Origin of the sequence: Burkholderia sp. MSMB1459WGS, from assembly GCF_001534535.1 — a bacterium.
Lineage (GTDB): Bacteria > Pseudomonadota > Gammaproteobacteria > Burkholderiales > Burkholderiaceae > Burkholderia.
This window is the reverse complement of the sequence record NZ_LPMU01000067.1, coordinates 1-24,225: the sequence shown is the minus strand read 5'-3', so window position 1 is coordinate 24,225 and position 24,225 is coordinate 1. Positions and strand designations below refer to the sequence as shown.

25 protein-coding genes and 3 tRNA genes are annotated in these 24,225 nt (G+C 65.6%); 11 read left to right on the top strand and 17 right to left on the bottom strand.

Features of this window, described 5'->3' with window-relative positions; genetic code table 11:
- The first annotated feature begins 194 nt into the window (after nucleotides 1-194).
- Nucleotides 195-1,343, top strand: coding sequence for a branched-chain amino acid ABC transporter substrate-binding protein (locus WT97_RS26055; RefSeq protein WP_059782139.1), 1,149 nt, complete (start codon nucleotides 195-197; stop codon nucleotides 1,341-1,343).
- Nucleotides 1,344-1,481: 138 nt separating this feature from the next.
- Here the strand turns inward: WT97_RS26055 and WT97_RS26050 are convergent, their stop codons facing one another.
- Nucleotides 1,482-2,231 carry a FadR/GntR family transcriptional regulator gene (locus WT97_RS26050; RefSeq protein WP_034206811.1) on the bottom strand — a complete coding sequence of 250 codons (750 nt, stop codon included), beginning with the start codon at nucleotides 2,229-2,231 and terminating at the stop codon, nucleotides 1,482-1,484.
- A gap of 356 nt (nucleotides 2,232-2,587) precedes the next feature.
- Here WT97_RS26050 and gudD point away from each other — a divergent pair, with 356 nt between their 5' ends.
- The gene (gudD, locus tag WT97_RS26045; protein WP_059501540.1) at nucleotides 2,588-3,940 is read left to right on the top strand and encodes a glucarate dehydratase; all 1,353 of its coding nucleotides are present in this window, start codon (nucleotides 2,588-2,590) and stop codon (nucleotides 3,938-3,940) included.
- A gap of 211 nt (nucleotides 3,941-4,151) precedes the next feature.
- Here gudD and WT97_RS26040 read toward each other — a convergent pair whose 3' ends face one another.
- From WT97_RS26040 to WT97_RS26030, 3 genes are all read right to left on the bottom strand, one after another.
- On the bottom strand, nucleotides 4,152-4,616 hold the full coding sequence (locus tag WT97_RS26040) for a DUF2214 family protein (protein WP_060354652.1): 465 nt from the start codon (nucleotides 4,614-4,616) through the stop codon (nucleotides 4,152-4,154).
- 39 nt (nucleotides 4,617-4,655) lie between these two features.
- Entirely contained in the window at nucleotides 4,656-5,456 is an 801-nt protein-coding gene (locus tag WT97_RS26035) for a hypothetical protein (RefSeq protein ID WP_059501544.1), read from the bottom strand.
- A 225-nt stretch (nucleotides 5,457-5,681) separates the two neighbouring features.
- A complete protein-coding gene (locus WT97_RS26030) occupies nucleotides 5,682-6,746 on the bottom strand; it encodes a glycosyltransferase family 4 protein (RefSeq protein WP_034186533.1) in 1,065 nt (354 codons plus the stop codon).
- Nucleotides 6,747-7,312: 566 nt separating this feature from the next.
- Between WT97_RS26030 and WT97_RS26025 the strand changes: the two genes are divergently transcribed.
- A complete protein-coding gene (locus tag WT97_RS26025) occupies nucleotides 7,313-9,145 on the top strand; it encodes an ABC transporter ATP-binding protein (protein ID WP_034206807.1) in 1,833 nt (610 codons plus the stop codon).
- Nucleotides 9,146-9,228: 83 nt separating this feature from the next.
- Here the strand turns inward: WT97_RS26025 and otsA are convergent, their stop codons facing one another.
- Both otsA and otsB read right to left on the bottom strand, forming a co-directional pair.
- Nucleotides 9,229-10,614, bottom strand: coding sequence for an alpha,alpha-trehalose-phosphate synthase (UDP-forming) (otsA, locus tag WT97_RS26020; RefSeq protein WP_059501547.1), 1,386 nt, complete (start codon nucleotides 10,612-10,614; stop codon nucleotides 9,229-9,231).
- Nucleotides 10,611-11,363 (bottom strand): trehalose-phosphatase, encoded by a 753-nt coding sequence (gene otsB, locus WT97_RS26015; protein ID WP_034206805.1) that lies wholly within the window; start codon nucleotides 11,361-11,363, stop codon nucleotides 10,611-10,613. Before otsB ends, otsA begins: the two co-directional genes overlap by 4 nt.
- 408 nt (nucleotides 11,364-11,771) lie before the next feature.
- Here otsB and WT97_RS26010 point away from each other — a divergent pair, with 408 nt between their 5' ends.
- From WT97_RS26010 to WT97_RS26000, 3 genes are read left to right on the top strand one after another with little or no spacing between them, the layout of a single operon-like run.
- A complete protein-coding gene (locus tag WT97_RS26010) occupies nucleotides 11,772-12,407 on the top strand; it encodes an SCO family protein (protein WP_059791441.1) in 636 nt (211 codons plus the stop codon).
- A gap of 8 nt (nucleotides 12,408-12,415) precedes the next feature.
- The gene (locus WT97_RS26005) at nucleotides 12,416-12,862 is read left to right on the top strand and encodes a copper chaperone PCu(A)C (RefSeq protein WP_059824185.1); all 447 of its coding nucleotides are present in this window, start codon (nucleotides 12,416-12,418) and stop codon (nucleotides 12,860-12,862) included.
- Between the two features lie 10 nt (nucleotides 12,863-12,872).
- Nucleotides 12,873-13,742 (top strand): cytochrome c oxidase assembly protein, encoded by an 870-nt coding sequence (locus WT97_RS26000; protein WP_060354651.1) that lies wholly within the window; start codon nucleotides 12,873-12,875, stop codon nucleotides 13,740-13,742.
- A 22-nt stretch (nucleotides 13,743-13,764) separates the two neighbouring features.
- Here WT97_RS26000 and WT97_RS25995 read toward each other — a convergent pair whose 3' ends face one another.
- The gene (locus tag WT97_RS25995; RefSeq protein WP_060354650.1) at nucleotides 13,765-14,256 is read right to left on the bottom strand and encodes a GNAT family N-acetyltransferase; all 492 of its coding nucleotides are present in this window, start codon (nucleotides 14,254-14,256) and stop codon (nucleotides 13,765-13,767) included.
- A 135-nt stretch (nucleotides 14,257-14,391) separates the two neighbouring features.
- Nucleotides 14,392-15,258, bottom strand: a complete 867-nt coding sequence (locus WT97_RS25990; RefSeq protein WP_059824191.1) for a pirin family protein — start codon at nucleotides 15,256-15,258, stop codon at nucleotides 14,392-14,394.
- Between the two features lie 110 nt (nucleotides 15,259-15,368).
- Between WT97_RS25990 and WT97_RS25985 the strand changes: the two genes are divergently transcribed.
- Together WT97_RS25985 and WT97_RS25980 are read left to right on the top strand one after the other, a co-directional pair.
- The gene (locus WT97_RS25985; RefSeq protein WP_060354649.1) at nucleotides 15,369-16,286 is read left to right on the top strand and encodes a LysR family transcriptional regulator; all 918 of its coding nucleotides are present in this window, start codon (nucleotides 15,369-15,371) and stop codon (nucleotides 16,284-16,286) included.
- Nucleotides 16,287-16,388: 102 nt separating this feature from the next.
- Nucleotides 16,389-16,892 (top strand): GAF domain-containing protein, encoded by a 504-nt coding sequence (locus WT97_RS25980; RefSeq protein WP_059501555.1) that lies wholly within the window; start codon nucleotides 16,389-16,391, stop codon nucleotides 16,890-16,892.
- A 103-nt stretch (nucleotides 16,893-16,995) separates the two neighbouring features.
- Here WT97_RS25980 and map read toward each other — a convergent pair whose 3' ends face one another.
- Both map and WT97_RS25970 read right to left on the bottom strand, forming a co-directional pair.
- Nucleotides 16,996-17,802: a type I methionyl aminopeptidase gene (gene map, locus WT97_RS25975; RefSeq protein ID WP_059501557.1), complete on the bottom strand. Its 807-nt coding sequence runs from the start codon at nucleotides 17,800-17,802 to the stop codon at nucleotides 16,996-16,998.
- On the bottom strand, nucleotides 17,802-18,038 hold the full coding sequence (locus WT97_RS25970) for a ParD-like family protein (RefSeq protein ID WP_059501559.1): 237 nt from the start codon (nucleotides 18,036-18,038) through the stop codon (nucleotides 17,802-17,804). The genes map and WT97_RS25970 overlap by 1 nt, the downstream gene beginning before the upstream one ends.
- A gap of 147 nt (nucleotides 18,039-18,185) precedes the next feature.
- Here WT97_RS25970 and WT97_RS25965 point away from each other — a divergent pair, with 147 nt between their 5' ends.
- Nucleotides 18,186-18,803, top strand: coding sequence for a helix-turn-helix domain-containing protein (locus WT97_RS25965; RefSeq protein WP_060354648.1), 618 nt, complete (start codon nucleotides 18,186-18,188; stop codon nucleotides 18,801-18,803).
- Nucleotides 18,804-18,853: 50 nt separating this feature from the next.
- Complete coding sequence (locus WT97_RS25960; protein WP_060354647.1) at nucleotides 18,854-19,402, top strand: GNAT family N-acetyltransferase; 549 nt, start codon at nucleotides 18,854-18,856, stop codon at nucleotides 19,400-19,402.
- 239 nt (nucleotides 19,403-19,641) lie between these two features.
- On the opposite strand, the gene WT97_RS25955 is transcribed toward WT97_RS25960, so the two are convergent.
- Nucleotides 19,642-20,568 (bottom strand): LysR family transcriptional regulator, encoded by a 927-nt coding sequence (locus tag WT97_RS25955; RefSeq protein ID WP_060354646.1) that lies wholly within the window; start codon nucleotides 20,566-20,568, stop codon nucleotides 19,642-19,644.
- A gap of 112 nt (nucleotides 20,569-20,680) precedes the next feature.
- Between WT97_RS25955 and WT97_RS25950 the strand changes: the two genes are divergently transcribed.
- Complete coding sequence (locus WT97_RS25950) at nucleotides 20,681-21,301, top strand: NADPH-dependent F420 reductase (RefSeq protein ID WP_059501565.1); 621 nt, start codon at nucleotides 20,681-20,683, stop codon at nucleotides 21,299-21,301.
- Nucleotides 21,302-21,352: 51 nt separating this feature from the next.
- Here the strand turns inward: WT97_RS25950 and WT97_RS34330 are convergent.
- The 6 genes from WT97_RS34330 to WT97_RS25930 all read right to left on the bottom strand — a co-directional run bounded on the left by WT97_RS34330 (nucleotide 21,353) and on the right by WT97_RS25930 (nucleotide 24,225).
- A tRNA-Ser gene (locus WT97_RS34330) sits at nucleotides 21,353-21,458 on the bottom strand.
- Nucleotides 21,459-21,514: 56 nt separating this feature from the next.
- Nucleotides 21,515-22,102 carry a hypothetical protein gene (locus tag WT97_RS34325; protein WP_156440324.1) on the bottom strand — a complete coding sequence of 196 codons (588 nt, stop codon included), beginning with the start codon at nucleotides 22,100-22,102 and terminating at the stop codon, nucleotides 21,515-21,517.
- A gap of 340 nt (nucleotides 22,103-22,442) precedes the next feature.
- A complete protein-coding gene (locus WT97_RS33540; RefSeq protein WP_082751484.1) occupies nucleotides 22,443-22,985 on the bottom strand; it encodes a suppressor of fused domain protein in 543 nt (180 codons plus the stop codon).
- Nucleotides 22,986-23,156: 171 nt separating this feature from the next.
- The gene (locus WT97_RS25940; protein ID WP_257128558.1) at nucleotides 23,157-23,618 is read right to left on the bottom strand and encodes a hypothetical protein; all 462 of its coding nucleotides are present in this window, start codon (nucleotides 23,616-23,618) and stop codon (nucleotides 23,157-23,159) included.
- A gap of 358 nt (nucleotides 23,619-23,976) precedes the next feature.
- Nucleotides 23,977-24,050: transfer RNA gene (locus WT97_RS25935), tRNA-Cys, on the bottom strand.
- Nucleotides 24,051-24,149: 99 nt separating this feature from the next.
- Nucleotides 24,150-24,225, bottom strand: a tRNA-Gly gene (locus tag WT97_RS25930).

Sequence of the window (24,225 nt, the reverse complement as noted above, 5' to 3'; positions counted from 1 at the left end):
CCGTGCATATCGGCGACCTATATATCGAGGCAATCGGGGCTCTTCGCGGAGCCTGACGGGAGATGTTTCCGAGAATCACGATGCCGACCTCCCCGCCCGATTCCGAGAAGCGGTCGAACCGCCCGCCCGTCGCACGCGCCGGCCCGCCGAACGCGTGCGGTACCTACTCGCAGGTGTCGAACAAGAGGAACAACATGAAATTCCGTCATTCCCTGCTGTCGGTGTCGATTGCATCCGCGCTTGCCCTCCTCTCGCAACAGGCCGCCCAGGCCGCCGACGCAACCGACGTGAAAGTCGGCTTCGCCGCGCCGCTCACGGGCGTGAATGCCGGCTACGGCAAGGATCTGCAAAACGGCGTACAACTCGCGCTCGACGATGCGGTCGCGCAGAAGGTGCAGATCGCCGGCAAGCCTGCCCGTTTCAATCTCGTCGTGCAGGACGACCAGGCCGACCCGCGCATCGGCGTGCAGGCCGCGCAGGCGCTGGTCGACCAGAACGTGTCGGTCGTGGTCGGTCACTTCAACTCGGGGACGACGATCCCGGCATCGGTGGTCTACGACAAGGCCGGCATTCCGGTGATCGACCCGGCCGCGACCAATCCGACGCTCACGTCGCGCGGGCTCGCGAACATGTTCATGGTGATCGCGACCGACGGCCAGAATGCCGGCAACGCGGGCAAGTACGCGGTCGACGTGACGAAGGCGAAGCGCATCGCGATCATCGACGACCGCACGGCGTTCGGCCAGGGCGAGGCCGACGAATTCGAGAAGGCGGTGAAAGCCGCCGGCGGCAACCTCATCGGGCGCGAGTTCACCAGCAACCAGGCGGTCGATTTCCGCGCGCAGATCACGAGCCTGAAGGCCAAGAATCCCGACCTGATCTTCTTCGGCGGCCTCGACTCGCTCGCCGCGAACTTCATCAAGCAGATGCGGCAGCTCGGGCTGAACGCGCAGTTCGTCGGCGGCGGCGGCGTGAAGGACAACGAGTTCATCAAGATCGCGGGGCCGGCCGCCGAAGGCGCGATGGCGTGGGAATACGGCCGGCCGCTCGACGAGCTGCCGCAGGGGAAGGATTTCGAGGCACGCTTCAAGAAGCGCTTCGGCGTCGACGTGCTGTCGTACGCGCAGTTCGGCTACGACGCCGCATGGGCGGCGATCAAGGCGATGCAGGCGGCCGGTTCGACCGACCCGAAGGCCTATCGCCCGGCGCTCAAGAAAATCGACTTCGAAGGCGTGACCGGCCGTATCTCGTTCTCGAACGACGGCTCGCTGAAGAGCGGGATGTCGACGCTGTACCAGGTGAAGAACGGCGCGTGGAAGACGATCGTGACGAAGGGGGGCTGAGCGGCGAGGGAGGCGGCCGGCGGCGGAAACGCCGCGTGGCCGCCGAGATCGAGGCGGTCATGCCGACCTTGTATGACGACTGATGTTGATGCCATGCGGCGGGACACGCAGCCATGCGAGTCCCGCGAGACTTGACGGTCAACCTGCCTCGGCCTCGGCTGCCTCGTGCGCGCGACGCAGCCGCTCGCGGCTGTTCGTGAGGTGCGTGCGCATCGCGGCGCGGGCGGCTTCCGGGTCGTGGCGCGCGATCGCCTCGTAGATGTCCTCGTGCTCGTGGTTCAGCCGGCCGACGTAGCGCTCGAGGTCGTCGCCGGCAAAGCGCGCCGAATTCACGCGCGTGCGCGGGATGATCGACGTGCCGAGCTGCGTCATGATGTCGACGAAATAGCGGTTGCCGGTGGATTGGGCGATCTGCAGGTGGAACTGGAAATCGAGCTGCGCGGTGTCGCGGCCGCTGCCCGCGCCCGTCGCGATCGCGTCGAGTGCGCGCCGCAGTGCGGCGAGGTCGGTATCGTTCGCACGCTGCGCGGCGAGGCTCGCGCACTCGCTTTCGAGGCTGATGCGCAACTCCAGCACCGCGAGCACGTCGCGCAGCGTCGTGATCGTCGCGGGATCGATGCCGAGCGTCTGGCGGCGCGACGGCTCCAGCACGAAGCTGCCGATGCCGTGGCGCGTCTCGACGAGGCCGCTCGCCTGCATCCGCGAGATCGCCTCGCGCACGACCGTGCGGCTCACGCCCTGTGCCGCCATGACTTCGGTTTCGGTCGGCAGCTTGTCGCCGGGACGCAGCGTGCCGTTTTCGATCTGCGCGGTCAGCGCGTCGACGACATCTTGTGCGAGGCTGCGTGCGCGACGGCGCGGCGCTGCGGGAAGCGTAGGCACGGACATGTGGCCGGTTCCTTTTTGAATGATCGTAATGTGAGCCGAGGGTTTACGCGGGGTTTGAGCGAAAGCCGATGATTCATTATACTGCGTCACAAGTCATCCGACGACTGATGATCGGCGCATGGATCTCCTGTCGACTCAAATCGGCTGTTCAGCACATCTGGTCCCATGCGCGACGATCGACCCGCGTTCGCGTTCTGCGCTCCGCTGGCCCGGCTGTCGCTCCCACCCCGTTTCGGGTTGCGTCGGCATGCGGGCTTGCGCGCCGCGCACGTCGGTTGTCGAATGATCGCACCTCCCGCCGCGCGCGGCAAAGCTTTTGCCGCACGGCATCGCCCACTCTTTCGCCATCGCCGCCCATGAACGCCGTCACTGCCTCGCCCTCCCACGACACGCCGCGCATCGTCGACCTGCAAGCGATTCCGGTCGCCGGCCACGACAGCATGCTGCTCAACCTGAGCGGCGCGCATGGCCCGTTCTTCACCCGCAACCTCGTGATCCTGAAGGACAGCGCGGGCCGCACGGGCGTCGGCGAAGTGCCCGGTGGCGAAAGCATCCGCCGTACGCTCGACGACGCGCGCGCACTGGTCGTCGGCCAGCCGGTCGGCAACCATCAAGCGGTGCTCAACGACGTGCGGCGCACCTTCGCCGACCGCGACGCGAGCGGCCGCGGACTGCAGACCTTCGACCTGCGCACGACGATCCACGCGGTCACCGCGCTCGAAGCCGCACTGCTCGACCTGCTCGGCCAGCATCTGGGCGTGCCGGTCGCCGCGCTGCTCGGCGAGGGCCAGCAGCGCGAGCGCGTCGAAATGCTCGGCTACCTGTTCTACATCGGCGATCGCACGAAGACGGCACTGCCCTACCGCGACGGCCGCGGCGCGACCGACGACTGGACGCGCGTGCGCGACGAAGCCGCGCTGACGCCCGAAGCCGTCGTGCGGCTCGCCGAAGCCGCGCATGCGCGCTACGGCTTCAACGACTTCAAGCTGAAGGGTGGCGTATTCGAGGGGGCACGCGAGATCGAAGCCGTGACGGCGCTCGCCGAGCGCTTCCCCGACGCGCGCGTGACGCTCGATCCGAACGGCGCATGGTCGCTCGACGAGGCCGTGCGGCTGTGCCGCGACCAGCATCACGTGCTCGCGTATGCGGAAGATCCTTGCGGCGCGGAGAACGGTTACTCGGGTCGCGAGGTGATGGCCGAATTCCGCCGCGCGACGGGGCTGCCGACGGCGACCAACATGATCGCGACCGACTGGCGGCAGATGGGCCATGCGGTACAGTTGCACGCCGTCGACATCCCGCTCGCCGATCCGCACTTCTGGACGATGCAGGGGTCGGTGCGGGTCGCGCAGATGTGCCGCGACTGGGGCCTCACGTGGGGTTCGCATTCGAACAACCACTTCGACGTGTCGCTCGCGATGTTCACGCACGTCGCGGCCGCGGCGCCGGGCCAGGTCACCGCGATCGATACGCACTGGATCTGGCAGGACGGCGAACGGCTGACGCGCGAGCCGCTGAAGATCGAGAACGGGCTGGTGGAAGTGCCGAAGCGGCCGGGGCTCGGCATCGACGTCGACATGGACGCGGTCGCACGCGCACACGAGCTGTACAAGCAGCACGGCCTCGGCGCCCGCGACGACGCGGCGGCGATGCAGTATCTGATCCCGGGCTGGACGTTCGACAACAAGCGCCCCTGCCTCGTGCGCTGAGCATGGGGCAAGCCGGGCGGCGGAACCGCCCGGTCGGACGGGATCGGCAGGCACGACGCCGTGCGTGGCCTGTCCGGCTGGCGTCGGGCTCGAAACGCCTCGCGAGTGGGACGAGATCCGGATGGCTGCCGCCGTGCCGGACAGGCGGGGCCGCGCCTAGCCGGTCAGTCCTAGCCGGGGTGTCCGGCCGGACGCCCCTAACCGGGCGTCCCTAACCGGGCGTCCCTATCCCCCGCGCCATCCCCGACGCGGCGAAGACGATGACGATCACCAGCACCGCCTGCCAGTGGCCGATCCGCACATAAGTGCGCGCACGGCCGATATCGGGCATCTGCTGCCGCCGCGCGGCGACACGCCAGCGGATCAGCCCCAGCATCGGCGCGATCTCGAGCAGCAGGATCAGTGCGAGCGCGGTCATCTTCAGGTGAAAGAACGGTTCGTGCAGGTAGTACGCGGTCCCTTTCTCGAAACCGCCGAACGCTCGTACAAGCCCCGTCGCGATCAGCACGAGCGCGGACAGCCCCCAGACCGCATCGGCCTTGAACACGCCGGGCAAATCGGCCGCCTGCGACGAAGCGACGAGCCGGCGCAACGCGCGGTTGCGCCCCGCGATCGCGGCGAACGCGACGCCGAACGCACTCAGGTGAATGGCGGCCAGCAACCAATGGACGATCATCGCGCCTCCTTGTCGCCCGCACCCGGTGCGCGGGCCCTGTCAGACGATCTGCTTGAGCGCCGCGTCGAGCGCGAGCACCGCGACGCGGTCGCCTTCGGTCGCGAGCGGCGTGCGCATCACGGTCTGCCGGTTGTGACCGACAGCCGCCGGCGAATCCCACAGCAGCTCGACCTTCGGTCGATTGAACAGGCTGCCGCGGCGTGGCGGCACGACCGCCGGCTGCGCGCCCTGCTCGCCCGCGGCGGGCGCCGCGTGGCCGGGCCAGCGCACCGACAGTTCGCGCGCGTCGTACTGGCCGACCTTGCGACTTTCCATCCAGACGATCGCGGTACGCGTCAGCACGTCGAGCGAAATCGCATACCGGCCAACCGCGAAGCGGCGCGCGGCCACGTTGGTCCGCCACAGCGGCCGCGGCCGGCAGATCCATACGATCGCCGCGTACAGCGCCGGCGCGGCGACGAGCCAGCCGTTGGTCGCCGTCACCGCATGCAGCGCGCGGCGCCAGCCGGCCGCCCACGTGAATGCACCGATCGACCACACGGCGAACAGGAGACCGATCAGCGCGAACACGCGCAGCGCCTGGCGCAACCACTGCGGCAGCGGATGGAACGGCCGCTCGGCCCGTGCGGCGGCGCCCGGCAGCGCGAGCAGCAGGAAGATCAGGATGAGGTAGATGAATGCCCACGGCGACGACACCATCGCCGACAGCGACGAGCGATAGCCCATCTGGGACATCGAGAACAGCCAGCGCGCGAGCAGCACGAGACCGATCGCGCGCAACGCGAAGATCACGCCGGCGCCGGGTGCCGGCGCTGCGCGCGTGGTTTTCGTTCTCGCCAAGACTGCTCTCCTCTGGATATTCGTACCGGCCGGATTTCACGGCACGGCCATTATAGGGACATTACCGTCTGGACAGATGGCCGGATGGCGTGGCGGGCCGCTTCGGAGGCCGTTCGCGGCGCCGGGCGCGGCGAGAATACAACAGATCCGCGCCGCGGATGTGACAACGCCCCGCCGGCAAACCCGGACGGGGCGTCGTGAAGGCCGCGCGGCGGCGGCCCGCAATCAGCTCGCGTTGACTTCGCGGAGCACCGTGCGGCGCTTCTGGCGCAGCAGTTCCTCGTAGCCCTTCACGTAATTCTGCGCCATCACCTTCGACGAGAAACGGGCTTCGAACGCGGCGCGAACCTTCTCGCGCGGCAGCGTATCGAGGCGCTTGAGCGCGGCGACGGCCGACAGTTCGTCTTCGACGACGAAGCCCGACACGCCGTTGTCGATCACTTCCGGCACCGAGCCGCGCTTGAACGCGATCACCGGCGTGCCGCAGGCCATCGCCTCGATCATCACCAGGCCGAAGGGCTCCGGCCAGTCGATCGGGAACAGAAGCGCATGCGCGTTACCGAGGAATTCGGTCTTCTCGGCCTCGCTGATTTCGCCGATGTACTCGACGTGCGGCAGCGCGAACAGCGGCTTGATCTTCTCTTCGTAGTACGCGCGGTCGGCCTTGTCGAGCTTCGCGGCGATCTTGATCGGCAGGCCGGCCTGCTCGGCAATGCGGATCGCCGTGTCGACGCGCTTCTCCGGCGAGATACGGCCGAGGAACGCGAGGTAGCTCGGCTTCACGTTCGGGATCGGCGTCAGCAGGTTTTCCGGCAGGCCGTGGTAGACGGTCGACAGCCAGTTCGCCTGCGGCAGCGGGATGCGCTGGTTGTCGGAGATCGACACGACCGGCACGTCGCTGAATGCATTGAAGATCGGCTGCAGTTCCGGCAGGTCGAGACGGCCGTGCATCGTCGTCAGATGCGGGACCGGCTGGCGCGAGAACAGCGAGAACGGGTAGTAGTCGATGTGGCAGTGCAGGACATCGAACTCTTCCGCGCGGCGGCGCACCTGCTCGAGGAGCAGCATGTGCGGGGCCATCACGTCGCGGATCGTCGGGTCGAGGCGCAGCGCCTGCGGCCAGCACGCTTCGAGCTTCGCGGACGTTTGCGAATCGCCGCTCGCGAAGAGCGTGACGTCGTGCCCCATCTCGACAAGTGCTTCGGTGAGGTAGGACACCACTCGCTCGGTACCACCGTACAGTTTCGGGGGCACCGCTTCGTGCAACGGAGCGATTTGGGCGATTCGCATGCGTAACTCCTAAAAAATCGGCAAAAAACCAGGTATGGGTCGGCAACCTGCCGGCGGTCCGGGCTGGCTGCGCGTCGCCCGAACATCGGACGAATCGGCCTGCCGGGAGCGTCGAAACCCGCGCTGCTCAAGGAGCGTCGGCGACGCGACAGGCATAGAACGTTTGAAACGAAGACCCGTTGACAGGGGTTCGTAAAAAACCTGGAATCGAACCCGGAGCCGATTATCTAGGGTTAATCCCGATACGGCGCACGACATTTCAAACACTTTACTTTGTTACAAAGGCGCAACACTTTGCAACCCGCGGACTCGGGCGTCCGTTCTAGAGTGGAAGGCCGTTTTGGCGATCCTTGTTAACCCGCAGCTGCCGGCAGCGCGATTCCGGCATACGACGCAGGACGGGATGCCGGATTTTATCTCAAAATCGAGCGCGAGCCCCTGGCCAAGGCAAGATTCGCGCAGCGCGACGCGCGGCGTTGTTTACAATGCCGGATTATTCAGTCCGGGCGAACGCCGGCCTGCGACCCAGCCGCCACGCTCACTCACCGAATCACCGCACGCATATTTTGGAATCTCTCACCCCCGCCCAGCGCAACGCCCACAACGCGAAGCTGTCGAGCTACGCGCATCGGCCGATCGCGTTCCTGTTCCGCTACATCCGCCTCCACCCCGTCGCGCACCTGGTCGTGCTCTGCAGCGTGTTGGCCGCCGTGGGCTGCGCGCTCGGCTCGCAATATGCGATCAAGCACCTGATCGACGTGCTGGCGACCGGACGCCATCACCCGGGCCCGCTGTGGAGTGCGTTCGCGCTGCTCGTCGGGCTGATCGCGGCCGACAACCTGCTGTGGCGCGTCGGCGGCTGGGTCGCCGCGCACACGTTCGTCGCGGTCACGGGCGACCTGCGGCGCGACCTGTTCCAGTACCTGATCGGCCATTCGCCGACGTATTACTCGGAGAAGCAGCCGGGCACGCTCGCCAGCCGCATCACGGCCACGTCGAACGCGGTCTACACGTCGGAGAACACGATGGCGTGGAACGTGCTGCCGCCGTGCATCGCGGTGATGGGCGCGATCCTGATGATCATCGTCGTCAATCCGCTGATGGCGGCCGGCCTGCTCGGCTGCTCGGCCGTGCTGTCCGTCATCCTGTTCAAGCTTGCCGGCCGCGGTTCCGCGCGCCACCATGCGTTCGCGGCGAAGGCTGCGGCGGTCGACGGCGAGCTCGTCGACGTGATCGGCAACATGGGCCTCGTGCGCGCGTTCGGGATGACGCTGCGCGAACAGAAGCGCTTCAGCGCGACGGTGAAGGCCGAGATGGATGCGCGCCAGCAGAGCCTGCTCTATCTCGAAAAGCTGCGCCTGCTGCACGCTGTGATCACCGCGATGCTGTCCGCCGGCCTGCTCGGCTGGGCGCTGTGGCTGTGGGATCAAGGCCGCGCGACGTCGGGCGACATCGTGCTCGTCAGCTCGCTCGGCTTCACGATCCTGCACGGCACGCGCGATCTCGCGGTCGCGCTCGTCGACGTCACCCAGCACGTCGCACGCCTGTCCGAAGCCGTGAAGACGCTGCTCGAACCGCACGGCATGCCGGACCGCTCGGACGCGCAGCCGCTGTCGGCCAAGGGCGGCCGCGTCGACTTCGAGCGCGTGACGTTCGCGTACCCGCACCGCCGCGCGATCCTCGACCACTTCGACCTTCATATCGAGCCGGGCCAGCGCGTCGGCCTGATCGGCAAGTCGGGCGCCGGCAAGTCGACCGTGCTCGCGCTGCTGCAGCGCTTCTACGACACGCAGGACGGCGCGGTGAAGGTCGACGGCCAGGACGTGAAGGGCATCACGCAGGACAGCCTGCGCCACGCGATCGCGCTGGTGCCGCAGGACATCTCGCTGCTGCACCGGACGATCTACGACAACATCGCGTACGGCCGCCCCGACGCGACCCGCGACGAAGTGCTCGCCGCCGCGCGCGACGCGCGCTGCGCGGAGTTCATCGAAGCGATGCCGGAAGGCTATGACACGATCGTCGGCGACCGCGGCGTGAAGCTGTCGGGCGGCCAGCGCCAGCGCATCGCGATCGCGCGCGCGATCCTGAAGGATGCGCCGATCCTGCTGCTCGACGAAGCGACGTCGGCGCTCGACAGCGCGTCCGAGGAAGCGATCCAGAGCGCGCTCGACCGCCTGATGGTGGGCCGCACGGTGATCGCGATCGCGCACCGCCTGTCGACGCTGCGCAACTTCGACCGCATCATCGTGATGAATAACGGCAAGGTGATCGACGACGGCCCGCCCGACGTGCTGCGCAGCCGCCCCGGCCTGTATCGCGACCTGCTCGCGAAGCAGCACGGCCGCCATCATGCGGCCCCCGACGGCAACACGCCGACCGGCGAACGCGTGGCCTGACGCGCCGGCATCGCGCAGACGAAAAAGCCGCCGTGCTTCCCGCACGGCGGCTTTTTCATTTGCGCCGACAGCAACGGATCGGATCAGACCTGCTGCAGATCGCGCAGGAAATTGTCCCGCCACACCGACACGTTGTTCTCGCGAAGCTGCGCGATCATGTCCGCATAGCGCGCACGCCGCTCGGCGAGCGGCATCGTCAGCGCCTGCGACAGCGCATCGGCCATTCCGTCGATATCGATCGGATTGACGATCAGCGCGCCCGTGAGCTCGCGCGCGGCGCCCGCGAAGCGCGACAGTACCAGCACGCCCGGATCATCCGGATTCTGTGCGGACACGTACTCCTTCGCCACGAGGTTCATCCCGTCGCGCAACGGCGTCACGAAACCCACGCGCGCGAGCCGGTACAGCGCGGCCAGCACCTGCCGGTCGTACTGACGGTGAATGTAGAGGATCGGCGCCCAGTCGAGCTCCGCGTAGCGCCCGTTGATACGTCCCGACTCCGCTTCAAGCTGCAGGCGGATGTCCTGGTACGCACGCAGGTCCGCACGCGTCGACGGCGCGATCTGCAGGAACGACACGCGGTTGCGGATCGACGCCTGGTGCTCGAGCAGCTTCTCGAACGCACGGAATCGTTCGACGAGCCCCTTCGAATAATCGAGCCGGTCGACGCTCATGATCAGTTGCCGCCCGCGCAGCGACGTCGCGAGCGTGCGCACCGCCTTGCCGTGCTCGCCCGCCTGCGCGAGCGACGCGATCTCGTCCGGGTACACGCCGATCGGATAGGCGGCCGCGCGCAGCGTCTGGCCGAACGCGCGTACGCGCACCGTGTGCCCGTCGTGCTCGACCTCGCCGTCCGCCTCGAATTCGACGTAATCGCAGAACGCGCGCAGATCGGGCCCGGTCTGGAAGCCCAGCAGATCGAACGCGCACAGCGACTCGACGAGCTCGCGGTGCGGCGGCACGTTGACGAGCACCTGCGCGGCCGGAAACGGGATGTGCAGGAAGAAGCCGATGCGGTTCTTCACGCCGGCGTCGCGCAACGCGCGCGCGAACGGAATCAGGTGATAGTCGTGCACCCAGATCACGTCGTCGTCCTGCAGCAGCGGCACGAGCTGCTGCGCGAGCCAGACGTTGACGCGGCGATAGCCGTCGAATTCGTGGCGATCGTACTGGATCAGGTCCGCGCGGTAATGGAACGCGGGCCATAGCGTCGCGTTGGAAAACCCGCGGTAATACTGGTCGTAATCGCGGCGCGACAGCCCGACCGTCGCGAACGTCACGGGCCCGCGCTCCTCGATGCGGATCTGCGGCTGCGGTGCGCCGGACGCGACCACTTCGCCGCTCCAGCCGAACCACATGCCGCCGGTTTCCTTCAGCGCGTCATAGACACCGATCGCGAGGCCGCCCGCCGCCGGTTCGCCTTCCGAAATCGGCGCGACGCGGTTTGAAACGATGATGAGCCGGCTCATGCGTGCGGCTGCCCCGCGCCGAGCCAGCAGGCGATCTGCTCATGCAATGCGTCGACCGAATCGAGCCGCATGCGCGCGGACGTCTCGCCCGCACCGACCTTGATCGACAGGCCGCCGCGCGCGTTGACCACCGCGAAGCCCTTCTCGTCGGTCAGATCGTCGCCCGCGAACAGCGGCACGCGGCCCGCAAAGGGCGGCTCGTCGAGGAACGCGGCCAGCGCGCGGCCCTTGTCGACGCCCTTCGGCTTGATCTCGAACACCATCTTGCCGGGTTGCAGCACGTACGCATCCGCATAGTCGGCGACGAGGCGCTCGGCCGCTTCGCGCGCCACCGCCTCGCGCTCGGGCGCATTGCGAAAGTGCAGCGCGACGGCCGCGCCCTTGATCTCGAGCAGCATGCCCGGATGGCGGTCGACGACGTCCGCGAGCTCGCGCTCGATGCGCAGCAGGCGTTCGTCGTTGAAGCCGATGCGTTGCGTGTCGCCGTTCGCATCGCGGCGCTCCGCGCCGTGCAGGCCGGCGATCGGCAGGCCGGGCATCTTCAGGAACGTGTCGAGGTTGTCGATGCCGCGCCCGGACACGATCGCGACCGCGCCGTGCGAGCGGCGCGACAACTCGTCGAGCAGCGTCAGCAACGACGGCGGAACGCGAATGCTGTCGGGCGTCGGCGCCAGTTCGACGAGCGTGCCGTCGAAGTCGAAGAAGAACGCGGTATCGGTCAGGGACAGGGAAGCCGGAACGGATTGCATCGATTCGATAGTCTGAGGGGCAGCCGGCACATGCCGGCCGCCGCTGCGCGAATGGAGTTGTGCGCATCTTACCGCGCCTGCGCGTCCAGATGGGCGAAACCGCGGGCAGCACGGACGTCGCGCCGCCCGCTGCGCCAACTGCGACATATTGCCCCGCTCGCCCGCGCCGTACGGGTTTCGAAAGGACGCAGGCGCGCGAATTGCGCTACAGTCGCAACCGCCTGCCGCGCGACGCCGCCATACGGGCAATTTCGGACATTCCCGTAGAATGTTTTTTAATTTGGGGTTGCCACGACAACGTCCGCTCGCCGCGTTGCGCCCCTTGCGGATACGGTCAGCGTCACGCGCCTCGCGAACGGCCGTTCTCGTGGCAGCGCATGCGCGTTCCATATGGAAACAGTCCCTGAGATGCCGTCTGCCTGTCCCGCGCCGCGCCGGCGCTTCTCCCGCCTCATCCACACGGCCGCGGCCCTCGCCGCCGCCCTGGCGCTCGCCGCGTGCACGCACGACGAGCCACGCTGGAACCTGACCAACGTCACCGGCCACCTGCCCGACCTGTCGTTCGAGCTGACGGGCGGCGACGGCCATCCCGTCGATGCCGATGCGTTCCGCGGCCGCGTCGCGCTCGTCTACTTCGGCTACACGCACTGCCCCGATGTCTGCCCCGAAACCCTGGCGCGGCTGATGGAAGTGCTGGCGAAGCTCGGCCCGCAGGCGGACCACGTGCGCATCCTGTTCGTCTCGGTCGATCCCGCGCGCGACACGCCGCAGGCGATGCAGTCCTATGTCGCCGCGTTCGACGCCGCGCACGCGCGCGGCCTGACCGGCACCGACGGCCAGATCGAATCGCTCGCGAAGCGCTATCGCGTCGCGTACCAGATGGAAAAACGCGATCCGTCCGGCGGCTACGAAGTGACGCACAGCTCGGCCGTCTACATCTTCGACGCGACCGGCCGCGCGCGCCTGCTCGCGACCGATCGCGATTCGCCCGACGCCATCGCCGCCGATGTGCGCCGGATCATCGACCCTGCCTCCACGACCTGAATTCCGCGATGAACACGAAAACGACCCTCAAGACGTTCGCCCTCCTCGCCGCGCTGTGCGCCGGCGCCCACGCCTATGCCGCCGGCGCGATCAGCGCGCAGAACGCCTGGGTGCGCTGGCTGCCGAACAAGCTGCCCGCGGGCGGCTACGTGACGCTCGTGAACGCCGGCGACAAGCCGATCGACCTCGTCGACGTCGACAGCCCCGACTACGGAATGGCCATGCTGCACCAGACGGTATCGAACGGCTCGACGCAGAAGATGGAGATGGTCGACAAGCTGACGATCCCCGCGCGCGGCAAGGTCGACATCGCGCCGGGCGGCTATCACTTCATGCTCGAGGAGCCGAAGCACGCGATCAAGCCGGGCGACACCGTGCATCTGCGCCTGAAGTTCTCCGACGGCGAAACGGTCGATGCGCCGTTCGCCGTGAAATCGCCGGCCCGGGCAAAGTGATGCACGCACGATGAACCTCCTGTACTGGCTCGATCCGTGGGAACCGTCGCCGACCGTGGTCGTCGCGGTGCTGGCGGCCGCCGTGCTGTTCGCACGCGGTGCGAAGAAGGCGAAGGTGTCGCCGCTGCGGCAGTTCTCGTTCTGGTTCGGGCTGACGGCGCTCTATATCGCGCTGCATACGCGGCTCGACTACTTCTTCGAGCACGAATTCTTCATGCACCGCGCGCAGCACCTCGTGCTGCATCACCTCGGGCCGTTCTTCATCGCGCTGTCCTATCCGGGCGCGGCGATCCGCGCAGGCATTCCGTTCCGCTGGCGGCAGCGCTTCGTGCGCCCCGCGCTCGCGTGGGCGCCGGTGCGCGCGACGCTCGACGTGGTATTCCATCCGGTCGTCGCGGTCGTGCTGTTCGTCGGGCTGATCTATTTCTGGCTGCTGTCGCCGATCCACTTCATCGCGATGCTCGACTGGCGTCTCTATCGCGTGATGAACTGGAGCATGGTGATCGACGGGCTGCTGTTCTGGTGGCTCGTCGTCGATCCGCGTCCCGCGCCGCCCGCGCGGCTGTCGCCTGGCCGCCGGATCCTGATCGTCGTCGCGGCGATCCCGCCGCAGATCGCGCTCGGCGCGCTGATCTTCTTCACGCCGCACGAGCTGTATCCGATCTATTCGATCTGCGGCCGCGCGTTCACGTGGCTGAGCCCGCTGCGCGACCAGCAGATCGGCGGCCTGCTGCTGTGGATTCCCGGTTCGATGATGAGCGTGATCGGCGCACTGATCGCGCTGCGGCACTGGCTACGGCTGTCCGCGCGCGGGCGCCTGATCGGCGAACGGGCCGCGCGGCGCACGGACGAACCGCGCGTCGCACGCGGCGCGCACTGACTGCCGCGCAGCGCGGCGCGCGTCACGCGCGCGCGCTGCTCATCCAGACGTGCGGGATGCCGTCCTCGTCGTGCACGTCCGAACTCGGCGTGAAGCCGAATGCTCCGTAGAAACGTTGCAAGTGAGCCTGTGCATGCAGGCTCACCGGCGTATCCGGCCACTGCGCGCGGATATGCTCGAGCGCGCGCGACAGCAGCCCGTTGCCGAGCCCCGCGCCGCGAAACGCGGCGGTCGTCAGCACGCGGCCGATGCGCACGTCGGTGTGCTGCGCGTCCGGCAGCAGCACGCGCAGATAGCCGGCCAGACGGCCGGCCGGATCGAAAGCCGCCAGGTGCCACGCGGCCTGGTCCGCATCGTCGATGTCGCGATACACGCAGTTCTGTTCGACGACGAATACGGCGCTGCGCGCTTCGAGGATCGAATAGATTTCGCACGCCGTCAGCGCGTCGAAGGATTTCCAGCGCCAGTCGAGATCGGCGGTGCTCGGGGATGCGGCGGGTGCGGATGCGTTCATGTGCGGTCCTGAGTCGGGCGCGCCGACCGGCGCGCGGCAACCGTCGATTATGCCTCGAAGCGCGCCTCGCGCGCGACCGCCTGCCCGCGTGCGAAAAAAAGGCCCCGCATCGCGCGGGGCCTGCTCGTCATGCCGTCATGCCGGCATCTGGCCGAAGCGGCCGCTGTTGAAGTCCTCGATCGCGGTACGAATCTCCGCTTGCGAGTTCATCACGAACGGACCGTAGCCGACAACCGGCTCGTCGATCGGCTCGCCGCTCAGGATCAGCAGCTTCGCGTCGCCGTTCGCTTCGATCTCGACGTCGCTGCCGTCGCGGCCCAGTTGCACGAACTGCGCTTCGCGGGCCACCGTCTCGCCGTTCACCTGCACGGTGCCGCTCAGCACGACCACCGCGAGCGTACGCCCTTCGGCGACCGGGAACCGCGCATGACCGCCTGCGACGAGCCGCACGTCCCACACGTCGATCGGCGTGTGCGTGCGGGCCGGGCCGCGCCGCCCGTCGAGCTCACCGGCGATGATCCGCGCCCGCCCCGCGCCGTCCGGCAGCTCGACCACCGGGATATCGGCGTTCAGCAGCGTCTGATAGCCGGGCGCGCCCATCTTGTCCGCGGCGGGCAGGTTCACCCACAGCTGCACCATCTCGAGCGGGCCGCCCCGCTTCGTGAACGCCTCCGAGTGGAATTCCTCGTGCAGGATCCCGCTCGCGGCCGTCATCCACTGCACGTCGCCCGGGCCGATCGTGCCGCCCGCGCCGGTCGAGTCGCGGTGCGCGACTTCGCCGTCATAGACGATCGTCACCGTTTCGAACCCGCGGTGCGGATGCTGGCCGACACCGCGTGGCGTGCTCGTCGGTTCGAACGTCGCCGGGCCTGCGTAATCGAGCAGCAGGAACGGGCTCAGGTGCGTGCCGTGAGACTGATAGCTGAACATCGAACGCACCGGGAAACCGTCGCCGACCCAATGACCGCGCGGCGCACTGTACACACCCTGGATCTTCTTCATTGCCTTCTCCGTATTGCGGCGAAACCCGTGTTTCGCATCCATGGATGACAATATAGAGATGGAACGATCGATCCGGTAGACTGCCAAAATCGCACTCAGCGTTCCATTTCATGAACGATAAAGCGCGGGATCTGAACGATCTCTACTACTTCGTGCAGGTCGTCGAACACGGCGGCTTCGCGCCGGCCGGGCGCGCGCTGGACATGCCGAAATCGAAACTGAGCCGCCGCATCGCGCTGCTCGAGGCGCGGCTCGGGATGCGGCTGATCCAGCGTTCGACGCGCCGCTTCACGGTCACCGACGTCGGCCAGACCTATTACGCGCATTGCCGCGCGATGCTCGTCGAGGCCGATGCCGCCGACGAGGCGATTGCGCTGCTGCATGAGGAGCCGCGCGGCATCGTGCGCGTCAGTTGCCCGATCGTGCTGCTCGATTCGCTGGTCGGCACGATGATCGCCGCGTTCATGGCCGCGTGCCCGCGCGTCGAGATCCACCTGGAAGCCACGAATCGGCGCGTCGACGTGGTCGGCGAAGGAATCGACGTCGCGATCCGCGTGCGCCCGCCGCCGCTCGAGGACAGCGATCTCGCGCTGCGCGTGCTCGCCGAGCGCGGCCAGTGTCTCGTCGCGAGCCCCGCGCTGCTGCGCGAGCACGGCGTACCGGCCGTTCCCGCCGATCTCGCGCACCTGCCGAGCCTCGATCACGGCGTGCCGCAGTCCACGCACGTGTGGCGGCTGCGCGGGCCTGACGGCGCGCACGCGGAAATCCATCACCAGCCGCGCTTCGTGACGGGCGGGATGCTCGCGCTGCGCGCGGCGGCCGCCGCAGGCGTCGGCGTCGTGCAATTGCCGACGATGATGGTGCGCGATGAGGTGTCGCGCGGTGAACTGGTCACGGTGCTGCCCGACTGGGCGCCCCGCCGCGAAATCGTGCACGCGGTGTTCGCGTCGCGCCGCGGGCTGCTGCCCGCGGTACGGGCGCTGCTCGACTTTCTGGCCGAACGGTTCGCCGAACTCGAACCCGACTGAGCACGCCGCATCGCGCACGACCCAGTGCTGCAGACCGCGCGCGGGTGCCGTAGACTGCGGTACGCGCAATGCGCATTTCACAACCCCTATCGCTTTCCCGCCATGTTCACGCTGTCCAACGACCCTACCGCCTCCAAGGCCGATCAATACGCGACGCTCGTCGAGCAGGCACGCGCGCTCGTCGAATCCGAACGCGACCTGACCGCGAACGCGGCGAATTTCTCCGCGCTCGTCTATCACTCGCTCGATCGCCTGAACTGGGCGGGCTTCTACTTCTTCGACGGCGCCGAGCTCGTGGTCGGCCCGTTCCAGGGCAAGCCCGCGTGCGTACGGATCGCGCTCGGCAAGGGTGTGTGCGGCACCGCCGCGCAGACGCGCGAAACGCAGGTCGTGCGCGACGTGCACGACTTCCCCGGCCATATCGCTTGCGATGCGGCGTCGGAATCGGAAATCGTCGTGCCGCTGGTGGCCGGCGACGGCACGCTGATCGGCGTATGGGACGTCGACAGCCCGGTCGCCGCGCGCTTCGACGACGAAGACCGCCGTGGCATGGAAGCGCTGTGCCGCGTGTTCGTCGAACACGCGTGGCAGAAGGCGCGCGGTTAAGCTCGGCGGCGCCGCGGCGCTGGCCGCGGCAAGCGAAACGGGCTCCGCGAAGGAGCCCGTTTCATTGCAACGCCGCGCCGCCGTATGCGGCGCACGGTCGCCGTCAGGCCGCGTGCGTGCCGGAAAGCGCCGCGAACGCCTGCGGCTTCGCATCCTCGGTCAGCACCTCGACGCCCGTGTCCGTCACCACGACCATGTGCTCCCATTGCGCGGACAGCGAATGGTCCTTCGTGACGACCGTCCAGCCGTCGGCCAGCACCTGCGTATCGCGCTTGCCCGCATTCAGCATCGGCTCGATCGTGAAGATCATCCCCGGCCGCAGCGGCAGGCCGGTGCCCGGGCGACCGTAGTGCAGCACCTGCGGTTCGTCGTGATAGACGTCGCCGATGCCATGCCCGCAATATTCGCGCACCACGCTGAACCCCTCGCGATGGGCGACCTGCTGAATCGCATAGCCGACGTCGCCGAGCGTCGCGCCGGGGCGCACCGCGCGGATGCCGGCATGCATCGCCTCGTAGGTCGCCGCGACGAGCCGCCGCGCGAGCGCGTTCGGTTCGCCGACGAAATACATGCGGCTCGTATCGCCGAACCAGCCGTCCTTGATCACCGCGATGTCGAGGTTCACGATGTCGCCGTCGCGCATCGGCCGCGACGTCGGAATGCCGTGACAGACCACGTGGTTGACCGACGTGCACAGCGTCTTCGGATAGCCGTGGTAGCCGATGTTCGCGGGAATCGCGCCCAATTCGTCGACGATGTATTCGCGGCAGCGCGCGTCCAGCTCGTCGGTGGTGACGCCCGGCTTCACGTGCTCGGTGATCATCGTCAGCACCTGCGACGCGAGCTTCGCGGCTTCGCGCGACTTGGCGATTTCCGCGGCACCGCGGATCGGGATTTCGCGTTTCGCCATTACGCCACCTGCTCGATGTGCTGCGCGACCGGTTCCGCCGGCCCCATGTCGCCGCCACGCGCCTCTGCCTCGATCAGCATCTTGCAGATGTCGCCATAGGACAGCGCCGGATTGAGTTCCGCCAGCATTCCGACGCGCAGCCAGTGTTCGGCCTGCGCGTTGATCGAACGGCTCAGCGCCGTGCTCGTCGAGCGCAGCCGCTCATGCATGTGCTCGGAAATCTTGATGATGCCCATATATCCCCAATTAAACGAAACGTAGCTGTTTCGTATATTACGCTGCGCATGATGACCGGGCAAGCCGTTTGGCTTCCGCCCCTCTTCAACCCCCTCGGGGGAATGCCGTTGACATCGAATTCCATCTTGCTGGAAAATAAATCCATCATGAAAGAATCAGCGATCCCCACGGCCGACGACGCCGGTATCAACGAGCGCATTGCCCGGCGCGTGCGCGACCTGCGCGCCGTTCGAGGCTACACGCTCGATGCGCTGGCCGCGCGTTCCGGTGTCAGCCGTTCGATGATCTCGCTCATCGAACGCGCGTCGGCCAGCCCGACGGCCGTCGTGCTCGACAAGCTCGCCGCCGGCCTCGGCGTGTCGCTGGCCGGGCTGTTCGGTGGCGACCGGGACGACGCACCCGCGCAGCCGCTGGCCCGCCGCGCGCAGCAGGCCGAATGGCGCGACCCGGCGTCCGGCTATGTGCGACGCAACCTGTCGCCGGCCGGCTGGCCGTCGCCGCTCCAGCTCGTCGAGGTCGATTTCCCGCCCGGCGCGCGCGTCGCGTACGACAGCGGCGGGCGCGAAAACGCGCTGCATCAGCAGGTGTGGATCATCAGCGGCCGCGTCGACGTCACGCTGGGCGATGCGCTTCACGAGCTTTGCGAAGGCGACTGCCTGGCCATGCGGCTCGACCGGCCGCTCATCTTCAGCAATCCGTCGTCGCATGCCGCGCACTATGTCGTCGCGATCTGCGACGCATCCGCCGCCGTGCGGAGCGCGTGATGCGCACGGCGTGTGCGCAACCGATTTAGAGCCAACAGGAAGGAATCCATATGAACTCTCCGACACAGCGCGACGACGTGCGCCTGATCGATTGCAGCGAGGCCGAACACGCAGCGGCGATTCTCGAGATCCTGAACGACGCGATCGTGAACTCGACCGCACTGTACGACTACCGGCCGCGGCCGCCGGAAGCAATGGTCGCGTGGTTCGCGACGAAGCGCGCGGGCGGCTTTCCGGTCTTCGGCGCCGTCGACGCAGCGGGCACGCTGCTCGGCTTCGCGAGCTGGGGGACGTTTCGCGCGTTCCCGGCGTTCAAGTACACGGTCGAACACAGTGTGTACGTGCGCAACGACCAGCGCGGTCGCGGGCTCGGCGAACTGCTGCTGCGCGAAGTCGTGCGGCGTGCGCGCGAAGCGCAGGTGCACGTGCTGGTCGGCTGCATCGACGCGACCAATGCCGGAAGCATCGCGCTGCATACGAAACTGGGCTTCGTGCACGCGGGCACGATCGCCGAGGCGGGATTCAAGTTCGGCCGCTGGCTCGATGCGGCGTTCTATCAGTTGAAGCTCGAGACGCCGGTGCAGCCGGTGGATGGGTGATTGGTTGGCGGCCGTCGTATGCATCGTGCGCGATTGTTTCAAAGCGACGCGAAAAAAAAGCCTCGCCGAAGCGAGGCATTATCTCGTTTTACCTGGAGGCGCGAGGCGGAATCGAACCGACCTAAACGGTTTGCAGGCCGCGATGAGTTCCTTTACTTCAATTACTTATACGGTTTAACCGCCAAGGCAGCCGCTTCCTGAATGCGAGTCTTTGCATGGCGGCTTCACCATCTTCTACGCTACCTCCGATTGCGCTCAATCCTCGGCAACTTCTGCGCCCGAAATGACTCGGTGATGAAGTCCACGAACGCGCGTGTTTTGGCCGGCAAGAGTTTTTGGTTCGAAAAATACAACGACAATGGCCCAGCATCGACATGCCAATCTTCCAGCACTCGCACCAGGGCGCCGCTGGCGAGGTGTGGCGCTGCATGTAGTAGCGAAACCACACCGACGCCAATACCCAGTAGAGCCGACCGACATACCGCATCGGGGTCGTTGACCAGCATCACTGGCTTTTCTGCTACGGCCATCTCGGTGCCGACCGAGTCGCGCATGACCCACGCGCGCTGACGACTGCTTAGAGGCGAACGCATCGTCACGCTTCCCAGTCTCGCGAGATCAGCGGGATCTTTCGGGGAACGTTTACCGACCATGAATGCCGGTGATGCCACCGCAATCAAATGAATCCGGCCCAACTCGCGAGCCACCATACCGGCAGGTAGCTCGAAACCGCCCCCAATTGCCACATCGAATCCTTCCCCGATGAGATCGACCGGCCGGTTATCGAAAAACCAATCCGGCCTCACCTCAGGATAGCGCTCCAGGAAAGCAGGCATCAGCGGTAACAGGTAGTCCATTCCGAAACCCGCTGGAACGCTCAGCTTCAGAACGCCCGAGGGTTTGGTGGCATTGACCATGAGATCCGCAATCGCACCCTGGATACTGTCGAGACCGCTCCGCACCGACAGCAGAAAACGGTCGCCCGCTTCGGTGGGGGTCAGGCCGCGCGTGCTACGTTGAAACAGTTGGACGCCCAGGTTGCGCTCAAGGTGCGCAACGTTGCGGCTGACCGCTGCAGGCGTAAGCGCGAGCCTGCGTGCAGCCGCCGAAAAGCTTCCTGACTCGGCACTCCGGACGAAGCATTCCAGGTTGGCAAGGCTTTCCATGATGGGCTTCAAATATTGATTGAAACTGATTCTACTTGCATTCAACTACCTGTAAAGGCTCGACGAGCATAAAGTCCTTCTACGAAATCACTTTCAACCAGAGGGAACCAGTATGAGTATCGCAATCATTGGGGCCGGCGCCATCGGCTCGGCCATCGCGCGCAATCTCGCCCGTAGTGGCATCTCGGCTTCCATTGCCAACAGCCGTGGACCGCAATCACTACAGGCACTGTCCAATGAACTTGGCCCCTATATCAGAGCCGTGAGCGTAAAAGAGGCCGCACGCGCCGACATCGTGTTTCTCGCGGTGCCTTGGGATCAGGTGGCGACTGTCTTGAAGGATCTCGGCCCGTGGAACGCCCGCGTTCTGGTCGACGCAAACAACGCGGTAGAAGTACGAATCGGTGTCGACAACGTACCGTCGTTCCATGCTATCGATTTTGGCGGTCGCGCTTCCAGCGAGCTAGTCGCGCAGTGGGCGCCTGGAGCAAGGGTTGTGAAGGCGTTCAACCATTTGAGTGCCGGGCCGCTGGCCTCTGGCCCCAAGGTTGACGGTGGTCGACGCGTGCTGTTCTTGGCCGGACAAGATGCTGATGCAAAGAAATCCGTCAGCGACCTGATCGTTCGCCTCGGTTTCGCGCCGGTCGATCTCGGTGGTGTGGACGAAGGTCGGCTTATCCAGTTTCCGGGTGGGCCGCTCGCAGTGATTAACCTCACCCAGCTGGATCAGTAACGACGAAGCGACGCAGAAAAAAGAAAAGCCCCGCCGAAGCGGGGCTTTTTCTGGAGGCGCGAGCCGGAGTCGAACCGGCCTAAACGGCTTTGCAGGCCGTCAGAACCCTTTGAAAATCAGAACGTTGAGATATTTGACCATCCAATTCAGCCGCCCCAAGAGCACGGGTGGGTGACTTGCCTCAGGGGTAGTCGAACCCGGCCGACACTGCCACTAGTTGACCCCACCGCTGCCGAACGGGGAAAGATCATCCGGCTTCTCTACACGTTCCCCGACCGGATCGTCGTGATTGATCGGATCACCGGCACTCGGAATCCCTGGTTCGGCGGAGTCCAAAGCCAAATCACTACGCTGCTCGTTCCACTTGAGCTGACCACCGCGTAGACTTTCTTGAGGCATTACCTCCGAGGCACCCGACCGATCGTTTTTACTGGCTGTATCCGGATTCGTGGCACTGTATTCGGGGGGATCTTCAATTGTCGCCACGCCACCAGGACGCGCCACGTCGGGGTTGCTTTCTTGAGTCTGCTGCATTGCTGCGCCCGTCGAGTGCGCCGTCGACTGATACGCCATCCCTCTGGGCACGGAGGCCATCGCGTCGGCCGGCGACGGCGCCTGCTCCGAAGTGCCTACACCACTCCAGTTACCTCCGGCGGTAGCTTCGGCCGGCGGATCCACGTCCGCTGAAGTCGGCGCTTGGATGCTTTGATGCTGCTGCATTACCACATGCCCTGCGGAATCTTCCGCGTTGGCCTGCGTCACCGCGTCGTCCTTCGACGTATCCGAGCTATGGGTCGACATCTTGTTTTCCTCGCTTCACCTAGGATTGGCGCCGAGAACAATGGTAGGACAAAAAGAAGAACGCCACCTGGGTTTCGCTCCAGTGACCTCTTGGTGAGTTGCTGCGAAGGGCAGGCATCCGTCCCGTAGTTCAGGGGATGGAATGACAAGCGCAAGGCTTGTCCAGCAAGGCTTCCACCCCTTGCTGTAGCAAATTTGTAGCACATGAAAAAGCCCGCTCGCAGCGGGCTTTTGTGCTTCTGAGCGCAGATCCTGCCACTTGGCTGCAAAGCAACCTCCAAGTTTGCCCACATAGAACCAGTTCTGCCAGTTCGTACTCGCATCGCGGAATACTTCACCGTTAGAAGAAAAGCTCCTTCTGGTCGTCTCGGAATCGATCGATAAGGGCATCATGCCCGCTCTGACGACGTAATTCCCACTCGTCCCTCGAAAGCGGCACCACGAGAAAGAACTGCGTTTGCTTTCCACCAATCATCTGGTGGTCCGGCACTCCAGCACAGTCGAGAGACGTCGCGGTTCTCATCAAGATCACGGCGTACGGCATGTCGGCACTTTCCGGACCATGATCAGGCGTAACAACAACTTCTCCGAGTCCCAGTGCCGTGGAAGACTCTCGCTCATAGTCTTCCAAATTTGCTAAGATCCGCGCCGTTTCGTTTGGTCTCGTTAGAGTCAGTGCAATAAAAACACTACGCGAGTAAGTCGGCAATGTGAAAACCACTCGCACCGGCCGACCGTCAGACTCAATAACCGAATGAACCACACGGTACTTTCCTGAAAACTCGCCAGATAAAGAAAACTCCAACGAATCGACATCATCCCCTATCGGGACCCTATCGAAGAGAAATGTCAATACGGCGGCTTGGTACTTTTCAAGCTTCATCACATCAATCCACCACGTTATTCAGGATAAAATCCATTCGGGGCCACCCACTTGCCAGGGCCCGCTGTCCGGCTCAACTCCCGCGCCCCTTTAGAACTATTACAGGACGTACAGGCACCATTTATATTACCTGGCGCATTTGCCTGCTCAATCGCCTCAGATCTAGTGATCTTACGGTAGTTCGAAGGCTCGCTCTCGCCCCTTGGGCTTTCCACCCGCCATGATGCGTCGGATCTCGACCTCCTCGGCCGCGCTCAGACGTCGGTCGCGATGCACATCGTCTTTCGCCGCAACGTCCTGCGCCTCGACCGCCACGCGATCCTCATCGGTGTAGGTCGCATAGCGCTTCGGGAGCAATCGAAGTGGATTCACCGCGAGCATCGAGGTACCGGACTTGACTACCCAATCGAAACAGCGGGCAAGCGCACCAACATTGTGGCGAATTGTCGACGGCGACAAGTGACGCTCGCGCTTCATGCCCATCACCCATCGTTCGGCCCATTCATAGTCGACTGTGGTAAGCGCTTTCGTTGGCAGCCGACCGAGCAGTGTATTGAGCACCTGGACATCAGAATCGGGCACCGAGACACGACGCAAATACTCGCGGATAGCGTCGGACGTCGTCGAGATCATTTCCCGTTGCTCTACGACGTCTGCCGGCACGATGCCGGCGTCGAGTCAACTGCTCAAGCCGAGCGACATACGCGTCACCCTCTTCTTCAGATTGGAACGTCAGGGAAAGTGGCTTTGGAAGAAGTTTCGAACGCCGGATGACGTATTCCCACGTTCCGGAGGGTCGTAGTCGCTTGGTCGCCATGCATTAATGCGAACTCACCTATACGGCCAAAGAGCCGACTAAGGCGTGGTTGCGCGTGTTTCTTGAGTGGTTAGAGGCGACTTTGTACCACTCTAGGCGACTTTCTTACAAGGATGAAAGCAGGACTGGAAAAAGAAAAAGCCCTGATTTCTCAGGGCTTTTTCTCTTCTTACTTGGAGGCGCGAGCCGGAGTCGAACCGGCCTAAACGGCTTTGCAGGCCGCTGCATAACCGCTTTGCTATCGCGCCAAAAGCGGACTGTCCGGATGCCGTGAGGCAAGCGACAGATTTTTATTCGAGGACCGGAAGTCCATCAAATAAAAAGGGAAGCGTGGCTTCCCCGTTACCTGGAGCGGGAGACGAGTCTCGAACTCGCGACCTCAACCTTGGCAAGGTTGCGCTCTACCAACTGAGCTACTCCCGC